The organism is Nonomuraea sp. H19, assembly GCF_052068215.1.
In the GTDB taxonomy this organism is placed as follows: Bacteria; Actinomycetota; Actinomycetes; order Streptosporangiales; family Streptosporangiaceae; genus Nonomuraea.
Window position 1 is genome coordinate 480,818 of sequence record NZ_JBQHCV010000004.1, and the last position, 15,845, is coordinate 496,662.

12 protein-coding genes are annotated in these 15,845 nt (G+C 71.1%); 4 read left to right on the forward strand and 8 right to left on the reverse strand.

The features are described from left to right. Positions 1 to 29 precede the first annotated feature (29 nt). The 6 genes from ACTMTI_RS11600 to ACTMTI_RS11625 form a co-directional block, all read right to left on the reverse strand. Complete coding sequence (locus ACTMTI_RS11600) at positions 30 to 2,867, reverse strand: BTAD domain-containing putative transcriptional regulator (RefSeq protein ID WP_441120256.1); 2,838 nt, start codon at positions 2,865 to 2,867, stop codon at positions 30 to 32. 42 nt (positions 2,868 to 2,909) lie between these two features. Then, on the reverse strand, positions 2,910 to 4,574 hold the full coding sequence (locus ACTMTI_RS11605) for an isocitrate lyase/phosphoenolpyruvate mutase family protein (protein ID WP_441120257.1): 1,665 nt from the start codon (positions 4,572 to 4,574) through the stop codon (positions 2,910 to 2,912). Between the two features lie 98 nt (positions 4,575 to 4,672). Continuing rightward, positions 4,673 to 5,356: a DUF998 domain-containing protein gene (locus ACTMTI_RS11610; RefSeq protein WP_441120258.1), complete on the reverse strand. Its 684-nt coding sequence runs from the start codon at positions 5,354 to 5,356 to the stop codon at positions 4,673 to 4,675. Continuing rightward, positions 5,353 to 6,558, reverse strand: a complete 1,206-nt coding sequence (locus tag ACTMTI_RS11615; RefSeq protein WP_441120259.1) for a glycosyltransferase — start codon at positions 6,556 to 6,558, stop codon at positions 5,353 to 5,355. Before ACTMTI_RS11615 ends, ACTMTI_RS11610 begins: the two co-directional genes overlap by 4 nt. A gap of 81 nt (positions 6,559 to 6,639) precedes the next feature. Then, complete coding sequence (locus ACTMTI_RS11620) at positions 6,640 to 7,452, reverse strand: DMT family transporter (protein ID WP_441120260.1); 813 nt, start codon at positions 7,450 to 7,452, stop codon at positions 6,640 to 6,642. 36 nt (positions 7,453 to 7,488) lie between these two features. Beyond that, positions 7,489 to 8,106: a DedA family protein gene (locus ACTMTI_RS11625; protein WP_441120261.1), complete on the reverse strand. Its 618-nt coding sequence runs from the start codon at positions 8,104 to 8,106 to the stop codon at positions 7,489 to 7,491. Between the two features lie 382 nt (positions 8,107 to 8,488). Here ACTMTI_RS11625 and ACTMTI_RS11630 point away from each other — a divergent pair, with 382 nt between their 5' ends. Together ACTMTI_RS11630 and ACTMTI_RS11635 are read left to right on the forward strand one after the other, a co-directional pair. Further along, positions 8,489 to 9,694, forward strand: a complete 1,206-nt coding sequence (locus ACTMTI_RS11630) for a sensor histidine kinase (protein ID WP_441120262.1) — start codon at positions 8,489 to 8,491, stop codon at positions 9,692 to 9,694. After that, positions 9,691 to 10,665 (forward strand): hypothetical protein, encoded by a 975-nt coding sequence (locus ACTMTI_RS11635; RefSeq protein WP_441120263.1) that lies wholly within the window; start codon positions 9,691 to 9,693, stop codon positions 10,663 to 10,665. Before ACTMTI_RS11630 ends, ACTMTI_RS11635 begins: the two co-directional genes overlap by 4 nt. Here the strand turns inward: ACTMTI_RS11635 and ACTMTI_RS11640 are convergent. After that, entirely contained in the window at positions 10,573 to 11,214 is a 642-nt protein-coding gene (locus ACTMTI_RS11640) for a VC0807 family protein (RefSeq protein WP_441120264.1), read from the reverse strand. The genes ACTMTI_RS11635 and ACTMTI_RS11640 overlap by 93 nt on opposite strands. 214 nt (positions 11,215 to 11,428) lie before the next feature. Further along, on the reverse strand, positions 11,429 to 12,067 hold the full coding sequence (gene leuE / locus ACTMTI_RS11645; protein ID WP_441120265.1) for a leucine efflux protein LeuE: 639 nt from the start codon (positions 12,065 to 12,067) through the stop codon (positions 11,429 to 11,431). Between the two features lie 209 nt (positions 12,068 to 12,276). On the opposite strand from leuE, the gene ACTMTI_RS11650 reads away from it, so the two are divergent. Next, entirely contained in the window at positions 12,277 to 13,671 is a 1,395-nt protein-coding gene (locus ACTMTI_RS11650; protein WP_441120266.1) for a cellulase family glycosylhydrolase, read from the forward strand. 213 nt (positions 13,672 to 13,884) lie between these two features. Further along, positions 13,885 to 15,711: a M14 family zinc carboxypeptidase gene (locus tag ACTMTI_RS11655; RefSeq protein WP_441120267.1), complete on the forward strand. Its 1,827-nt coding sequence runs from the start codon at positions 13,885 to 13,887 to the stop codon at positions 15,709 to 15,711. Positions 15,712 to 15,845: the final 134 nt, after the last annotated feature.

The following is a 15,845-nucleotide window of genomic DNA, read 5'->3' on the forward strand; positions in this document are numbered from 1 at the left end:
CACTATCGACAGGGCGCCTGACCACGGGCCTACCGCTCGCTGACCATCCGGCTGACCTCGGCCAGGCCGGCGTCGATGCGCTCGCGGGTGTCCTCGGCGCTGTACCAGTCGCCGGGGCATTCGTCACGGGCCTGGATCAGGAGGGCACGTGCCGCATCGAGCTCCCCGCGCGACAGCGCCACCTCGCCCAGGCCGAGGTGAGCCCAGGCCATGGTCTCCACGGAGCCGTTCCTGCGCGACACCTCCGCGGCCAGCGTGTAGTCGGCCCGCGCGCCCTCCGCGTCGGCCAGGCCGAGCAGCGCGTCGCCGCGCTGGCACAGGGCTTCGGCGATCTCGGTCTTGGCGCCCAGCTCGCGAGCGGTGGCCAGGGCCTCGTCGGCCAGCGCGTACGCGGTCGGGTAGTCGCGCTGCATCTGGTGGAGGTGGCCGAGCCCGGACAGCACCAGGACGGTTCCCCAACGCTCGCCGATCGTCTTGAACGCCGCCAGGCTCCGCCCGAAAAGGGCCAGCGCCTCCTCGGTCCGGCCGAGCGCGTCCAGTACGAAGCCCGCACCGGCGAAGGCCATCGCCTGCTGCCAGGGCGGGAGGACGGTGGAGTGCTGCATGACCAGCTCGTAGGCCGCCGTGAAGTCGCCCGGCGGCCCCGTGAACATCGACCGCAGCATCATCAGGAACTCGACCTCCTGCGGCAGATAGGTCGGCGGCAACAGCTGCCGGCCCTCCGCCAGCCGCGCACGCAGCTCGTCGTTGATCTCTCCGGTCCAGGCGGTGATGAGCACGCACATGACGTACTCCTCCTCCATGCCCGCGGGCCGGATGGAGCCGAGCGCGGCCAGCAGCCCGGAGGCGAGGCCGGCGCTGGTGGCGCGGTGGCCGCGCATCCACCAGTAGCAGGCGCCGTGGGCCAGCATCCGAAGTGCCATCTCCAGCCGCCCCGACTCGGTCGCCCACCGCACGGCGGCGTTGAGATCGTCGCTCTCCTCGTCCAGGCGGGACAGCCAGTCCAACTGATCACAGGTGCGCAGCCGCGCGTCGGCCGCGACGACCAGGTCCAGGTAGTACGCCGCGTGCGCGTCGCGCATCGGCTCCACCTCGCCGGACTCGGCCAGCCGCTCCGCGCAGAACGCCCGGATCGTCTCCAGCATCCGGTAGCGGCCGTCCACGAACTCCACCAGAGACTTCTCCGCAAGCGAGAACAACACCTCCTCCGGCAGCCCGCACACCCGCTCGGCCGCCTCGGGCCGCGCCCCGCCCACGAACACGCTCAGCCGCCTGGCCAGCCGCTGCTCGCTCTCGTCCAGCAGGTCCCAGCTCCACGCGACGACCGCGCGCAGCGTCTGGTGCCGGGGCAGCGCCGTACGGCTGCCGCGCGCCAGCAACCTGAACCGGTCGTCCAGCCGCGCCGCCACGTCGGACACCGACAGCGTACGCAGCCGCGCCGCGGCCAGCTCGATGGCCAGCGGCAGCCCGTCGAGCGCCCGGCAGATCCGCACGACCTGCCCGGCGTTGCCCGCGTGGACGGCGAAGCCCGGCTGCACGGCGGCGGCGCGGTCGGCGAACAGCCGGACCGCCGGGTAGCCGAGAGGGTCGTCCGTCTCGGGCGGCGGCAGCCGCAGCGGCGCCACGGGCAGGATCGACTCGCCCGTGATGCCGAGCGCCTCCCGCCCGGTGGCCAGCACCTGCACTCCGGGGCAGGAGGCCAGCAGCAGGTCGGTCAGCTCGGCCGTGGCCGCGATGAGATGCTCGCAGTTGTCCAGGACCAGCAGCAGCCGGCGCTCGGCCAGCGCGGTGACCAGCCGGGTCAGCGGGTCCACGGCGGGCCTGTCGGCGGCGTGCAGCACGGTGTCGCGGATGTCGAGCCCGGCCAGCACGGCTTTGGGCACGTCGGCGTCGTCGGAGACCGGCGCGAGCGGCACGAAGCAGACGTCGCCCGGCGCCTGCTCGGCCGCCTCGGTCGCGAGCCGGGTCTTGCCCGCGCCGCCTGGGCCGATCAGCGTGACCAGCCTGCTCTCGCGCAGCCTGGCCCCTAACTGCGCCAGCTCCTCGGCGCGGCCGACGAAGCTGGTGAGCTGGGCCCGCAGCCCCTGCCGCTGCCTGGCCGCCGAGGGTGCGGAGGCGCCGAGCGCCGGATCGGCCCGCAGCACGGCCAGGTGCGCGGCGGCCAGCTCGGCTCCCGGCTCGACGCCGAGCTCCTCGTCCAGGATCTTCCTGGCCTCGTCGTAGACGGTCAGCGCCTCGGCCTGGCGGCCGCTGCCGTAGAGGGCGCGCATGAGCTGGGCCCGCAGCCGCTCGCGCAGTGGGTGGGCGGCGATGAGCTGGCGCAGCTCGGCGACCAGCTCCCGATGCCTGCCGAGGTCCAGGTCCGCCTGCACGCGGTCCTCCGTGGCGGCCAGCCGCAGCTCCTGCAGCGCCGCCGCGGGGGCCTCGGCGTGCGGGGCGTCGGCCAGCGGCCGAGCTCCGGCGCCGGGCCACAGCTCCAGCGCCTCGCGCAGCAGCGTGGCCGCCCGCCGGAGCTCGGCCGGATCGCCGCCGGCCAGCGCCTGCCGGCCCTCCTGGGCGAGCTGCTCGAACCTGCGCGCGTCCACGTCCCGCGGGTCGGCCACCAGCCGGTATCCGGCCGCGTGGAACTCCACCAGGTCCTTGCCCAGCGCCCTGCGCAGCCTGGACACCTGCGACTGCAGTGCGTTGGCCACGCCCTCCGGTGGCCGGGCGCCGTACATGCCGGCCACGAGCTGCTCCGCGCCGACGATCCGGCCCGCGTGCAGAGCGAGCAGCGTGAGCAGGGCACGCACCCGGGGCCCGCCGAGCGCGACCGGTTCGCCGTCCTCACCCAGCACGGTGGCGGGCCCGAGGATCTGGAAGCGCATGCGTCGATTATCGCGGGCTGCGGTGGTTCGCGCATTGCGCGGTCATTTCCCGAGGAGTGCCGCGATCTCCGCATATGTTGGCATCTGGGGTGTGGAGCCGCCCTGGACGCCGAGCACCGTCGCCAGTGCTCCCTGGAGCGCGGCGCGGTAGAGCAGCGACCCGGTGCTCACCCTGGCCACACCGGCCGCGGCGAGCCGGCCGAGCGTGGGACCGTTCGGCTGGTAGAGCACGTTGAGCGGCAGCGGCGTGGCGGCCGCCACCTCCGCGATCTCGTCCAGGTCGCTCAGACCCGGTACGAAGACGCCGTCGGCATGGCTGTAGGCCGCCACCCGTTCCAGCGTGTTCCCGGTCCGCAGCCAGCACGTGTCCGTGCGGGCGTTGACGAACACGCCGTGGCCCGTGGCCGCCTCGATGATCCGCTGGTGCAGCTCGATCGGGCGCAGCGTGCCGTCGGGACGCCCGTCCTCCAGGTTGACGCCCGCCACGCCCAGCGCGGCCAGACTCGCCACCAGGTCGGACACCTCGGCGGGGTCGTCGCTGAAGCCGCCCTCGACGTCCACGGTGACCATGACACCGAGGTCCTTGATCGACTCCACCAGCTCGATCGTCTCGGCCCTGGTGGCACCGGCCGCGTCCGGCTTGCCGTACACGGCGGCCACGCCGAGGCTCGTCGTGCCGATCGCCGGGAAGCCGTGCGCGGCCAGGATCGCGGCAGAGCCGTAGTCCCACGCGTTCGGCAGCAGCAGCGGGTCGCCGGGACGGTGCAGGTCGCGAAAGCTCATAGCAGCGGCGTACGGCGAACGCGCCGCCTCGCGAGGTGAGGCCATGAACCGCGAGTGAGTGCCGTCGCCTGGAGGAGCGGCGGGAGCGGAGCGACCAGAGCGGGGGAAGGCGGCGGCATTGGGCGAACGAGCCGCCGAACGGAGTGAGGCCATGAACACCCCCTCCAGCACGCCGGCGGCGAGGGCGAGCGCGTGGCCGGGGGCGGGGCAGGGGCGCACGCCGTATCCGAACGTCAGGTGCGGGGTCCGGCCGCTTGCGGAATCGAAGCCGTCCGGGTCGCGGTTGGCCGCCACCAGGTCGATCGTCACCTCGTCGCCGGTCCGCGTGTCGAGCCTGCGGGTGGCCTTGAGCGGCGGATTCCACCTGAGCGTCTCGTGCAACAGCGCATCGACGTCAACGCCGGGCCCGGCCTGGGGAGCGTCACCCGGCACGGCGCCCTCGACGTCGCCCTTCGTGGCGGCGTGCGCGAGCGCGTTCTCGATCAGTCCCTCCGTGGCGGCGTGCGCCTGCAGCAGCAGAGTGACGGCCGGGAGGTCGGTCAGGGCGAGCAACTCCGCGACGGCGGCGTCGGCCTGCGGGCTCTCCTCGCCCGACAGGTAGCCGCTCGCGGCGGCAGGCACGGCCGCCGTGTCCCGCACACCGAGCGCGGCCCCGAGCACGGCCGTGGGCACGCCCCGCCAGTCCCCGTCCCGCTCCAGCGTCATTGTCCTGGCCGCGGTCCTCAGCTCGGCGGGGTCCAGAGCGAGCAGCCGGTCGACGACCCGGCGGCGCCGCTCGGCGTGCACGTCGCCGGTGCTGAACCGCGACACCTGAGCGCGGAGCCAGGCCAGCGTCCCCTCCCGGCCGTCCTGACGTACGGGAGGCGGCACATATCGGGGGTCGGCGAGCACGGCCCGGGCTTCGGCATGGCGTCTGATGAGCATGGGCCCACGCTAAGACGCGCTCCTTTCGGCGCCGGTCGAAGCATGGTCGTATCGGGCGCGCGGCCGCGTCGGCGGCGAGTCCGATACGGGCAGGGAGGTCAGGCGGCGAGTTGTTCCGGCCGTCCCGGCTGCTCGGGCTCGGCGGCGGGCCGGGCCGGGGTCGCCGCGGTCTTCGTGTCGATCCGGCCATGGCCGGAGGCCAGCGCCATCACCGTGATGAGCACCATCTCGGCGAGCACCACGGCCCGCTCCAGCAGTCCGTAGTACGCCCCGCCGTTGATCAGCGGCGAGGTGATGGAGGCCGGGTGCGCCGCCAGATACGCCATCAGTGTCACTGCGGAGGCCACGCTCATGGCCTTGACCGCGTTCCACCGGGGCGCCGCGGCACGGCCCCTGGCCAGGGCCCAGCCGGCGACCGGCAGCGAGGTGAAGACGACCGCGGCCGCCCAGCGGTGGACCTCGCCGGAGAGCGTGCCCACCTGCGCCGTGCCGGGATCGGTCGGGAAGATCGCGCTCATCATCAGCCCGGCGGCCCCGGCCAGCAGCAGCACCCTGGTGGCCGCGGTACGCGCCGGGTCGCTCGCGGCCAGCCCGTAGGCCAGCGACAGGCACGCCCCCGCCAGCGCCAGCATTCCGATCAGCACGGGCACGAGCCCGCCGGAGACCAGGGCGTAGTCGCTGAGCAGGGGCTGCTCGGGCAGTGCGACCTGCGCGTACGCCAGCGCGCACGCGGCCACCACCGTGCCGCTGACGGCGCCCCAGACGCTCCGCCTCAGGGTCATTTGGCCACCTCATCGTAGATTCGCTCGAACCGGGCAAGGGACGACTGGTCGTCGTGGGTGAGCGCGAGCTCCCTGCTGGCCTTGCCGAGCCTGGCGCGCAGGTCGTCGTCGGTGAGAATGCCGGTCAGGCGCTTGGCCAGCGTGGTGATGTCGCCGGGCTGGAACAGGTACCCGTTGCCGTTCACCAGGTGCGGCAGCGCCATCGCGTCGGCGGCCACCACGGGCAGCCCCGTGGCCATGGCCTCCAGCGTGGCGATGCTCTGCAGCTCGGCGACGCCCGGCATGGCGAACACGTCGGCGGCGGCGTAGGCCTGGGGCATGCGCTCGTCGGGCACGAAACCGAGGAAGAACACCCGCTCGGCCACCCCGATGCGCCTGGCCAGCCGCTCCAGCTCGGCCCGCTGGTTTCCCTTGCCGACGAACGCCACCTGCGCGTCGGTGTCGTTGAGCACCATGGGCAGCGCGCGTACCAGCTCGTCCAGGCGCTTCTCCTCGTCCAGACGGCCGACGAACAGGGCCGTGGGCCGGTCGGGCAGGTCGAACATCTTGCGCGCCCACGCCTTGGGCTCGGCGTGCGGGTGGAACCTGGTCAGGTCGATCCCGCAGGACACCGGCTCCACGTCGCGGTGGAACCCCTGCTCGGACAGGAGCTTGGCGGCCAGCGGCGTCGGCGTGGTGATGTGGTCGGCGCGGTCGAAGATCCGGCTGAAGTCACGCCAGGCCAGCCGGCCCGCCTTCGCCCGCAGCCGGCTTGGGATATGGGCGAACTGGAAGAGGTTGTCCGGCATGAAATGGTTGGTGGCCACGATGGGCACGCCCGCGCGGCGGGCGGCGGCGATGGCGGCTCTGCCGACCACGAAGTGGCCCTGGGTGTGCAGCACGTCGGGTTTGATGCCGGCGACCAGCCGGTCGAGCCTGGTGGGCACGGTGACGCGCATGGTGGGGTGGACCAGGATCGGCGCGGAGCGCAGCCGGTGCACGATCACTCCGTCCACCACCTCGGCGCTGGCCGGCCCCGCCTCCGACTGGCAGACCACGTGCACCTCGTTGCCGCGCGCGGCCAGGCCGGCGGCCAGGCGGTGGGTGAAGTAGGCGGCGCCGTTCACATCAGGGGGGTAGGTATCGGTCGAGATCAGCACCCGGCGCGGACGCTCCAGGGCGGGGGCGAGGTCGGCGCGGTCGGTGACGGTCTGCAGGGGCATGGCCATGACGGTGACTCCAGGTTCATGAGGGGGACCCGGCTGGGGAGGGCCGGAGGACGGACGGGGAACGGAGGAGGGGGATCAGGCGGGCTCGTTGCGGGCCTCCAGCGGGCTGGTGCGCGCCAGGGCGACGGTGCCGACGGCGGTCAGTGCCGCCGCGGCGATGGGGGCGATCCCGGTGGGCAGCGGCTCGCCGAGCAGCAGCGCGCCGAACGCCACCGCGGTCAGCGGGTCGGCGATCTGCAGCGAGGCGAACGAGACGCCGAAGTGCCCCACGGCGTACGCGCGCTGCAGCATCATCAGCGCCAGCAGCGCGGGCACCGGCAGCGCCAGCAGGTACCACCAGTTCCAGGCGCCGTCCACCAGCACCCGCATGAGTGTGGCCGTGGCGCCGTACAGGACGCCGGAGCTGGTGGCCAGCAGCGCCGCCCGGCCCGCCGGCGTGGCCGCCTTCGAGCCGGCCCACAGCAGCACGGCGGCGACCCCGGCCACGCCCAGCAGCGTGAGCACGCCGTCCGGGCTGAGGTAGGTGGGGCCCGTGGACTCGGGGACGAACAGCACCAGGACGATCAGCCCGGCCGCCACCACCGCCGCCGCGCCCAGCTCCTTGCGTGCGGGCTTGCGCCCGTGCAGGGTGGCGGCGATGGGGAGGGCGAACAGCAGACTGGCCACGCCCATCGGCTGGACGATGGTCAGCGGGCCGAGCCCGAGCGCGACGATGTGCAGGCCACCACCCGCTAGAATGGACGCGCCGCCGATCAGCCAGCGCGGTTTCCGCAGCAGGACGAGGAGCCCCGCCTTGTCCGTGCCGGCGGCCTCGAACTGCTGCAGGGCGGCTCCGAGCGCGAAGAACAGCGAACCGACCAGCGCGATCGCCGCGGCCAGCACAGTCATGCGCACTCCTTTCAGACGGATGGTTGCCTGGTGGGGTCAAACGGACGTGTCCGCAGGAAGTCGTTCTGGGGAAGCCTGGATGGCGCGTCGCTTCCTGAGCCATCTCACGAGCTCCACGACTCCGGTGATGGAGAGCGCGATGCCCAGGCCGAGCAGCAGGCCCTTGATCGGGTCGTTCTCGAAGGCCATCCCGCCGAAGAACCCGATCAGCCCTGAGTAGATGGCCCACGAGCTCGCCGCGATCGCGTCGAAGAACGTGAACGAGCGCAGCGGGTGCCCTACGGCGCCCATGGTCAGCGTGGTCGCGGTGCGGCCGCCGGGGATGTACCTGGCCACGACCAGGACGAGGCCGCCCCGTTCGGCCAGGGCGTTGCGGGCCCAGACGAACGCCTTCTTGCCGCGGAGCCTGCCTCCGGACTTGTTGCCGATCAGATAGGAGATGTGGTCACCCGTGAACGCGCCGAGTGCCGCGACCACCATCACCAACGCCAGGTTCGTCTCGCCGGACGCGGCGAACACCCCCGCCGTGATCACCGACGTCTCGGCCGGCACGATCGGGAAGAACCCATCGAGCAGTGCCAGCGCGAAGAGCGCCAGGTATAACCACGGCGACGACATCGCCTGCTGGACGAGGTCGAGGATGGCGTGCGACATGAGCGTGTACTCCGATCGTTAGGGCACTCACACAGCGTCTCGGTGCGAGTCGGCCGGGGACATCGGGGATGCCCCGGGTCGAACGCGGACCCTTCCCCGATACGGAGCAGGGGCCGGTACCCCATGAAGGTAGAAACTCCGCAGGTCACGGCACATCGGACGATCGGCATCCAGTACCCCCGACTTTCGTCGGGGGTTCGGGATGCGACCTTCCGGTGACACCATCGATCAAACCGGTTCCGGCAGGCCGGCGCAGGAGTGGAGGTAGGCGCTTTCGCGGTAGGGCTAGCCCCACCGTGCCGGTCGGTTCCACCCCACCTGTGTCGAGGCTCCTGCCTATGGATGAGTCCCCGGCTGCCGCGCGGTCGGTAACGTCGATGCCGTGAAGCGTCTGTCCTTGCCGCGCCGGGAGAACCGCCGCCAGGTGGTCTACGACCTGCTGCTCTGGGTCTTGCTCAGCGTCTTCGTCGCGGCCATGGGGCCCGATCCCGTTGTGGACCCGGCCGCGTTCGGCGTGGTGACCGCGCCCAGGATCGCCCTCGCCGCGGTGGCGGTGCTGGTCGGCCGCCGCTGGCCGCTCGCCGCGCTGACGCTGCTGCTGCCGCTCGGTCCGTGGCGGTTCACCGACGGGTTCGCCACCGTGGACCTGACCTGGCTGCTGCCCCGGCGCGACGTGAAGATCTTCCCCCTCCTGGCTACCTCGCCGTACATCATGTGGTACGCCTACCTCACCGGGCGGCGCATGGTCAGGATGTGGCCGGCGGCGGCGGCGTTCTGCCTGATCGCCGTCGTCGGGGTGGGCGTGGTGCTGGCCAAGGGCGGCGATCTGGCCCTGTGGGTGTCCATGGTCACCGGGCTCGTCGGCACCTACCTGGTGCCGTACCTGCTGGGGCTGCTGCGCCGGCGGCTGCTGCAGCAGCGGCGGCAGGCCAGGCTGTCGGCGGAGGCGCAGGCGCGGCTGCGCGAGCGGGCCAGGATCGCACGGGACATGCACGACTCGCTCGGCCACGACCTGGCGCTGATCGCGGTCCGGGCGGCCGGTCTCGAGCTGGCTCCCGGGCTCGATCCGGCGCGGGCCAAGGCGGCGGGGGAGTTGCGGGTGGCGGCGGCGGACGCCACGGAGCGGCTGCGCCAGATCATCGGGCTGCTGCGCGACGATTCGGACGCGTCGCCGCTGGCCCCGGTGGACGAGGACGTGGCCGAGCTGGTGCGGCGGGCCGAGGACTCGGGCATGTCGATCAGCCTGGAGGTGGCCCCCGGGCCGCCGCCCGCGCTGGCCCGCGCCGTGGTCCAGGAAGGGCTCACCAACGCCGCCAAGCACGCGCCGGGGGCCGCCGTGCGGGTCTCCGTCGCGCCGCACCGCGTGGCCGTACGCAACGAGCCCGCGCGCTCCCGCCCCACCGCGCGGCCCGGCGGCCTGGGGCTGGCGGGGCTGCGGGAGCGCGTACGGCTCGCCGGCGGCACCCTCACCGCAGGGCCCGCGGACGGAGGCTTCGAGCTGGCCGTCGAAATCCCCCGTACGGGGGAGGAGCATCCCCGTGGCTCGGGAAGGCACCGGCAGTCAGACGCGCGATCCTCGGGGGCATGACACGACACAGAGCAGGGATAGGCCGCGTCACGGCCGCGATCGTCGCGATCGCCGCCATGCTGCCCTACCTGACGTTGAAGGTCCTCTGGCTGACCGGCAGCTCCATCGGGGTGGCCGACCCGGAGTTCATGCGCGACCCGGCCATGGTCGGGCTCAACGCGATGACGTTCGGCATGGACGCCGTGGGGCTCGTGCTGGCGCTGGCGTTCACCATGCGGTGGGGACTGCGGCTGCCGGCCTGGCTCGTGCTGCCGCCGCTGTGGGTGGGCACCGGGCTGTTGTCGGTGGTGGTCGTCTCGGCGCCGCTCGTCGTGGTGGCGAGCGGGCTGGAGGCGTTCAGCGGCGGCCCCATCCAGCCGTGGGTCTACGTGATGGTCTACGCCGGGTTCATGGGGCAGGGCATCGGCCTCATGACGGCCTTCGCCCTCTACGCCCGCGACCGCTGGCCGGCCGTCTTCACCACGGGCATCGGCCACACCTTCGCCAGCCCGACCAGGCCGTTCCAGCAGGTCGTGGCCTGGGGGTCGCTGCTGGTCGCCGCGTTGACCGGCGGGACCCGGCTGGTCTGGGCGGTGGGCGGGGACCCCGTGCAGGCCGTGCAGAACGGCTTCAAGGGCCTGCTCGCGATCGCCGGGGCCGCCGCGCTCGTCGCGATCGTACGGCGGAGCGGGCGCGGCCCGTTCCGGCGGCCGCTCGTGGCGGCCTGGCTCGGCTCCGGTTCCCTGTTCGGCTGGGGCCTCTACGCCATGATCGTCAGATCGGCGGGCGGGCCGTTCGGGGACGGCGCGGCCTGGGGAGCCGACGGCCTCGTCGAGCTGTTCGGCATGCTCACCGGGCTCGTCATGGGGATGTGCGGGGCGTTCCTGCTGGCCGAGCGGTCAGGCGTGGGCGACGTGCAGCCGGTGCAGCACCCGCTTGAAGGCGAAGATCGAGAACGCGATCGCGCCACCGCTGATCACGGCCACCGCTGAGGTCCGCAGCACCATGTAGCCGGTCAGCGACCCGAAGAGATTCTCGTAGACGGCCAGGGCGATGCTCAACGTCGAGTTCATCAGCAGCACGAACGCCCACAGCAGCGTGATCCTGGCGAAGAACCTGCGGATCCGCTCGTGCTTGAGCACCGCCGACGGCAGATGGATGTAGTCGAGCGTGAGCTTCTGCACGATCGGCTTGTTCAGCCGCACGGAGGCGAGGAAGGCCATGCTGATGCAGATCGTGCCCATCTCCGGCTGGATGAAGAACCACATCCACGTGCCCGTCCAGAACGACACCAGGGCGCGGATCGTGATCGCGAACGACGCCAGCCACATCGTCGCGGGCACCTTGACCCGTCTGACCAGCCGCCATGCCACTCCCAGATAGACCCAGGCGACGGTCGCGACGAGCGCCCACTGAAATCCGAGGATGACCATGGCCAAATAGAAGACCGCCAACGGTGCGACAACGCCCTCGAGCAACTTGGGGGCCGCCTGCCGGGCGAGCGCGGTGAGACGTGGGAGGGTGACCGGAGGATGGTTCAAGGCTGCTCCGCAGATAGGCCGACGATCAGCGACTACCCGGGCTTCGAGGGACCAGGCTTTCCAGATGGACCGCTCGCACTAACCAGAGCGGCAACCCCTGCGTCCCGGGAAGCACGCCGGTGGCCTACCGTACCCGAGGCTCGAAGGTGCGACTGCCTCTTTTGACACGTTCCATCTGTTGTCTACCAAATCAGCAGAGCCTTGAACCTGGCTTTCAGCCGAGTGAAGTCGTGGCCAACTTGGCGCCGAAGCCCAGGAAGAGGGCGCCGACGCCCGAGGTCAGACCGGCACTCAGCCGCCGGTGCCGGCGGAACTGGCCGGCCAGGAAAGTGCCGCCGAAGATCAGGGCCGTCAGATAGAGAAAACTGAAGACCTGGATGACCGCGCCGAGGATCAGGAACGACAGCGCCGGGGCCTCATAGGCGGGATCCACGAACTGGACGAAGAACGACAGGAAGAACAGGATCGCCTTCGGGTTCAGCAGGCTGATCGTCAGGGCCTTGCGGAACGGGCGGGGCTGCTCCTCCACCTCCTGGGGCGCGGCGGGGTCCTTGCCGCGCTTCCAGGCGCTCCTGATCATCTGGAAGCCGATCCATGCCAGGTAGCCGGCGCCCGCGTACTTGAGGAGCATGAAGAGCGGCGGGTACGCGCGCAGCAGGGAGGCGGCGCCGGCGGCGGTCAGGACCATCAGCACGGTGTCGCCCGCGAAGACGCCGGCCGCCGCCCGGTAGCCCTGGCGGACGCCGTGCCGGGCGGCGAAGCTCAGGACGTACAGCGAGTTCGGGCCGGGCAGGAGGACGATCAGGAAGGCGCCGATCATGTAGGCCCAGAAATCCGTGATACCGAAGAACACGGATATCACGATATCGCGCGATTAATCCCCCGGGGGTACCCGATCCCCCATCAGCCTGCCGATAGCCGAGCGTCCGGTACGTCGCGTCCACGAGGGCCTGTCCGCGCCTTGACGTCCCGGGTCAGATTTGGGTCTTGTCCTCTGACAGGCCTTCGATCTACCTTGCTCGTTAGTAAAGTTTCCTAATGAATCAAGGAAGAGCGCCCCCCATGCATCGATTCATGCGGCTCGCCGCCCTGGCCGCGATCGTGGCCGCCTCCTTACACGCCGCGCCCGCCCAGGCCGCCACCACGACGTACGAGGCCGAGAACGCCACGATCTCCCAGGGCGCCGCCGAATCCAACCACACCGGATACAGCGGCACCGGATTCGTCAACTACGTCAACGTGACCGGCTCGTACGTCGAGTTCTCCGTCACCGCCGACACCGCCGGCCCCGCCACCCTCACCTTCAGGTACGCCAACGGCACCACGGCCAACCGCCCCATGGCCCTCGCCGTGAACGGCACCACGACCACCAGGGACTTCCCCGCCACCGGCGCCTGGACCACCTGGCAGGAGACCGCGCTCACCGCCACCCTGAACGCCGGCGCCAACACCGTGCGCGCCACCGCCACCACATCCGGCGGCGGCCCCAACCTCGACCGGCTCACCGTCACGACCGGCTCGACGGCCACCACCCCCGTGCAGGCCAACGGCCAGCTCAGAGTCTGCGGCGTGAAGCTGTGCAACGAGCAGGGCAAGCAGATCCAGCTACGCGGCATGAGCTCGCACGGCCTCCAGTGGTACCACCAGTGCCTGAACACCGCCTCCCTGGACGCGCTGGCCAATGACTGGAAGGCCGACGTCCTGCGCATCTCCATGTACATCCAGGAAGACGGCTACGAGACCAACCCGCGGCTGTTCACCGACCGCGTCCACAACCTGATCGAGCAGGCCACCTCAAGAGGCATGTACGCCATCGTCGACTGGCACATGCTGACCCCGGGCGACCCCAACTACAACCTGTCGCGGGCCAAGACCTTCTTCACCGAGATCGCCCAGCGGCACAACGGCAAGAACAACCTGCTCTACGAGATCGCCAACGAGCCCAACGGCGTCTCCTGGTCCACCGTCAGGAACTACGCCCACCAGCTCATCCCGGTGATCAGGCAGTACGACCCCGAGACCCCCATCCTGGTCGGCACCCGCGCCTGGTCGTCGCTGGGCGTCTCCGACGGCGCGAGTGAGACCGAGGTCATCAACAACCCGGTCAACGCGACCAACATCATGTACACCTTCCACTTCTACGCGGCCTCCCACGGCACCGAATACCTCAACACGCTGTCCAGGGCCGCCGACCGCATCCCGATGTTCGTCACCGAGTTCGGCACCCAGACGGCCTCCGGCGACGGGTCGAACAACTTCACCAGGTCGCAGCAGTACATCGACCTGATGGCGCAGAAGAAGATCAGCTGGGTGAACTGGAACTACTCCGACGACATGCGATCGGGCGCCGTCTTCACCCAGGGCACCTGCCCCAACGGCCCCTTCGCCGGCACCTCCCGCCTCAAGCCGGCCGGCGTCTGGGTCCGCGACCGCATCCGCACCCCTGACGACTTCTGACGCCCCGCTCCAGCCAGGGCCCGCCACCGGCCCTGGCTGGTCGCCGGCTGCGAGCCCGTGGCCGCGCCGGCGGATCGCGCCGTTCGGGGCAGCGAGCTGTCAGGAGGATGGTGCATGTCCGTAAATTTGGGTCTTTCCTAGGCGAGTCAAGGTCTTCACTCTCAGTTCAGGCGCCCGTCAACACCCCATCCCGAGCGCCTGAGGAGGACGAGGTTGAAACGCCGATTAGTCATCCTGCTGGCAGCCCTCAGCCTGATCAGCCTGACCGGCATGACCGGGGCAGGGGCCACCGCGGAGCCGCCGCCGAACAAGCAGTATCGCGTCCAGGGTCCGGCGGATGCCCGGCAGCGCAGCGCCGTCGCCGCGACCGGCGCGGCCATCGAGGAGGTGGCCACGGACTCGGTCCTGGTCACGGCCACGGAAGCCGAGGTCGCCGCCATCCAGCGACTCGGCTACCGGGTCGCGGAGGTCCCGCGCCCGACACCCCCGTCCGCCGGCGCGCTTGACTTCCCGCCGGCGGACTCCGGCTACCACAACTTCGCGGAGATGACCGCGAACATCAACGCCCTGGTGGCGGCCCATCCGAACATCGTCAGCCAGACGACGTACGGCACGTCGTACGAGGGCAGGGCGCTGCGGCTGATCAAGATCAGCGACAACGTGGGCACCGACGAGGCCGAGCCCGAGGTCCTCTTCACCGCGCACCAGCACGCCCGCGAGCACCTGACGGTCGAGATGGCGCTGTACATCATGCACCTGCTCGCCGACAACTACGGCAGCGACTCCAGGATCACCAACCTGGTCAACACCAGGGAAATCTGGATCATGCCGGACATGAACCCGGACGGCGGCGAGTACGACATCGCCACCGGCTCCTACCGCTCCTGGCGCAAGAACCGGCAGCCGAACTCCGGCTCCTCGGCCGTCGGCACCGACATGAACCGCAACTGGGCCTACAACTGGGGCTGCTGCGGCGGCTCGTCGGGCTCGGCGTCCAGCGAAACCTACCGCGGCACGAGCGCGGAGTCGGCGCCCGAGGTCAGGGCGGCGGCCAACTGGGTACGCAGCCGCGTCGTCGGCGGCGTCCAGCAGCTCAAGGCGCACATCGACTGGCACACCTACAGCGAGCTGATCCTGTGGCCCTACGGCTACACCTTCAACGACACCGCGCCCGGCCTGACCCAGGACGACCGCGACGCGCACGCCACGCTCGGCCAGAACATGGCCTCCACCAACAACTACACGCCCGAGCAGGCCAGCGACCTCTACATCACCGACGGCACCATCGACGACTGGATGTGGGGCGTCTACAAGATCTTCAGCTTCACGTTCGAGATGTACCCGACCGGCGCCAGTCCCGGCTTCTATCCGCCGGACGAGCAGATCGGCCCGCAGACCACCCGCAACAGGGAGGCCGTGCTCCGTTTCCTCGAGTACTCCGACTGCGTCTATCGGATCATCGGCAAGGAGGCCCAGTACTGCGGCACCGGCAACCCGCCGGTGACCGTCTACTCCGACACGTTCGAGACGGCCACGGGCTGGACCGCGAACCCGTCAGCGACCGACACCGCCACCCTGGGGCAGTGGGAGCGCGGTGACCCCGAGGCCACCACGTCGTCGGGCGCCAAGCAGCTCGGCACCGCGGTGAGCGGCACGAACGACCTGGTGACGGGCCGGTTGGCGGGTTCGTCGGCGGGCGCGTACGACATCGACGGCGGCGTCACCTCGATCCAGTCGCCGCCGATCACGCTCCCGTCCACGGGCGCGCTCAACCTGTCGTTGTCGTGGTATCTGGCGCACGGCTCCAACTCCTCCAGCGCCGACTACCTCCGAGTCCGCGTGGTCGGCAACACCACGACCACGGTGCTGAACCAGACCGGCGCGGCCACGAACCGCAACGGCGCCTGGGCGACCGCTTCGGCGAGCCTGAACGCCTTCGCGGGCCAGACGGTCCGCATCCTCGTCGACGCGGCCGACGCCTCAGGGGCCTCCCTGGTCGAGGCGGGCGTCGACGACGTCAGGATCACCCAGCAGCCGTAAACCGCTCCTGCCCTCCGCCGTACAAGATCCTCGGACTTGTACGGCGGAGCCGTGTTTGGGTCTTGTAAAGACGGGATGTCAAGGTTACGATCGCGCCAAACTCTTAGGAAACTTTCCTAAAAGTAAAGGAACGC